The organism is Mesorhizobium sp. M8A.F.Ca.ET.021.01.1.1 (assembly GCF_003998025.1).
Taxonomy (GTDB): domain Bacteria; phylum Pseudomonadota; class Alphaproteobacteria; order Rhizobiales; family Rhizobiaceae; genus Mesorhizobium.
Map to the genome: position 1 here is coordinate 1 of NZ_RZSJ01000731.1, position 2,640 is coordinate 2,640.

At 62.7% G+C, this 2,640-nt stretch carries 2 protein-coding genes and 1 pseudogene; all 3 read left to right on the plus strand.

Annotation, left to right across the window (positions count from 1 at the left end; translation table 11 throughout):
• A pseudogene (locus EOA36_RS32985) lies at positions 1 to 270 on the plus strand (cell wall hydrolase); the annotation flags it as partial.
• Between the two features lie 90 nt (positions 271 to 360).
• Positions 361 to 966 (plus strand): recombination mediator RecR, encoded by a 606-nt coding sequence (gene recR, locus EOA36_RS32990; RefSeq protein ID WP_127280959.1) that lies wholly within the window; start codon positions 361 to 363, stop codon positions 964 to 966.
• 25 nt (positions 967 to 991) lie between these two features.
• The gene (locus EOA36_RS32995) at positions 992 to 2,278 is read left to right on the plus strand and encodes a lytic murein transglycosylase (RefSeq protein ID WP_127280960.1); all 1,287 of its coding nucleotides are present in this window, start codon (positions 992 to 994) and stop codon (positions 2,276 to 2,278) included.
• Positions 2,279 to 2,640: the final 362 nt, after the last annotated feature.

The window sequence follows — 2,640 nt, forward strand, 5'->3', positions numbered from 1 at the left end:
ACCTATGTCACTGCGTCCGCGGCGCTGACGGCCAAGTCCGCACGCGTCTCGGCGAAGCCGACACTGGTCGCCATGCAGGAGCCGATGGAGGAGCCGGATGTCGCTCGTTTCGGCGGAACCTTGACCGGCGGGGCCTCGAACAAGAGGGTGATCTCCTCGGTTGAGGGCGAGCCACAGGAAGCGGCGATGGGCTTCCAGTCGACGCCTGAAAACACCGACGCGATAGGCGCGATGATCGTCAGCCAGGGCCGCCCGCTCGAAACCAACTGATGCGTGTCGCAAACCCGCAATGGCAGGATGGCGGGACATTCGCGGACGCCGGATGTTTCAAAGCGCTCTGAAAAATCCTAGATCAGGGCGATGTCCAAGCGAATCGCCGGTCCCGAGATCGAACGCCTGATCCAACTCCTGGCCAAGGTGCCGGGGCTTGGCCCCCGTTCGGCCAGGCGCGCGGCACTGCATCTGATCAAGAAGAAGGAACAGTTGCTGTCGCCGCTCGCCGCCGCCATGGGCGAGGCCGCCGACAAGGTGCGCATCTGCTCCACCTGTGGCAATGTCGACACCTCGGATCCTTGCATGATCTGTACCGATCCACGCCGCGATGCCGCCACCTTGATCGTCGTCGAGGACGTCTCGGATCTCTGGGCGCTGGAGCGGGCGGCGGCGATGAATGTGCGTTACCACGTGCTTGGCGGCACGCTGTCGCCGCTCGACGGCATCGGCCCCGATCAGCTCAACATCCGCTCGCTGATCGACCGCATCGCCGGCGGCGAGGTCAAGGAACTCATCCTCGCCGTCAACGCGACGGTCGAGGGCCAGACTACCGCGCACTACCTCACCGATCAACTCTCCGGCTTCGAGGTCAAGATAACACGGCTGGCGCACGGCGTACCGGTCGGCGGTGAACTCGACTATCTCGACGAAGGCACGCTTGCCGCGGCGCTGCGCTCGCGGACGGCGTTTTGACACGATTGCGGAGAGGATGCGCACGATGATTGCCACGCATCTTTCGAAGCTGGTGGTGCACGCTACAGAACGCGGCTTTCGCAAGTTCAGCTTTGCATTCTTTCTTGCAGCGCTCTTTGCCCTCATCGCTGCCCCCGCGTTCGCCTCCAAGATCGACGACCAGTTCAGGACCTGGCTCCAGACCGATCTCTGGCCCGACGCCAAGGCGAAAGGCATTTCCAAAAATACGTTCGACGCCGCGTTCAACGGCATCAAGCCCAATCTCAATCTCCCCGACCTTGTCATGCCAGGCGAGAAACCGAAGACGCCGCAGAAGCAGCACCAGGCCGAGTTCGGTTCTCCCTGCGCCTATTTTGCCGAGAAGACGGTTCGTGCGGTGACATCGGGCGGGCGCACCCGCGAAGCCGCCAATGCCCGCACGCTTGCCGCGATCGAAGAGCGCTATGGCGTGCCGGGCGGAATCATTCTGGCGATCTGGGGCCGCGAGACCGGCTTCGGCGCGGCGAAGATGCCCTACGACGCCTTCGAAGTGCTGGGCACCAAGGCGTTCATGTCGACGAAAAAGGATTTCTTCCGCACCGAACTGCTGGCGGCGCTGGAAATCGTCCAGCGCGGGCTGGCCCCGGTCGGCGCGATGAAATCGTCCTGGGCCGGGGCGCTCGGCCAGCCGCAATTCATGCCGACCTCTTTCCTCGAGCATGCGGTCGATTTCGACGGCGACGGCCGAGTCGACATCTGGAATTCGACGCCCGACGTGCTGGCCTCGATCGCCAATTATCTTGTCCATTATGGCTGGGTGAGGGGACGCGGCTGGGGTTTCGAGGTGATCGTACCTGAGAGCGTCTCCTGTTCGCTGGAGGGCCCGGACCAGGGCAAAAAGATCTCGCAATGGGCCGCCATGGGCATTGAGCGCGTCGGCGGTAAAGCCTTCCCGGCGAGCGAGCTGAAGGCGGAAGGTTTCCTGCTGATGCCGGCCGGGCGCAGCGGCCCAGCCTTCATCGCGACTCCCAATTTCTACGTGCTGAAACAATACAACACCAGCGACCTCTACGCGCTGTTCATCGGCCATGGCGCCGACCGCATCGCCCATGGCGATCAGAATTTTTCCGGTAGCTGGGGTCCGGTCGGCGATCTCCACCGCTCCGACATCGCCACCCTGCAGCGGGCCCTGGAAGCCAAAGGCTATGATGTTGGCAGCGCCGACGGTCTGCCCGGCTTCAAGACCCGCCGCTCGATCGGCAGATGGCAGGAAAAGAATGGTCAGGCCGCCACCTGTTTTCCCGATGCCGGCCTGGTCGCCGCGCTGAAATAGCATCGAATTTTAGCAGATTTTTCCCGATCCCCGGCATCATTTGGCCGGCGCATGCGTCGACACGCCGCTGTGTATTCTGATCCACTGAGGCCGTCTCGCAAATCCTCGTTGCCGGGCTGGGAGTCGCCGGATAAGGTGTTGACCAACTGGACAAAAACCACGACGGTAGCGAGTCAAGGGCTTTCATTGGAGCCCTGAAAGAACACCGCAACCCTGAGCCGGGAACTCAGGTCAACAAACAACAAAACAGGGAACAATCATCATGATGATGGAAAAGCTTGCTCTACGATCCCGCATCTTGCTGGCGGGCGCCGCCATGTCGGCGCTGCTTCTGGCCGGAGCGCCGGCTGGCGCGGTCACCC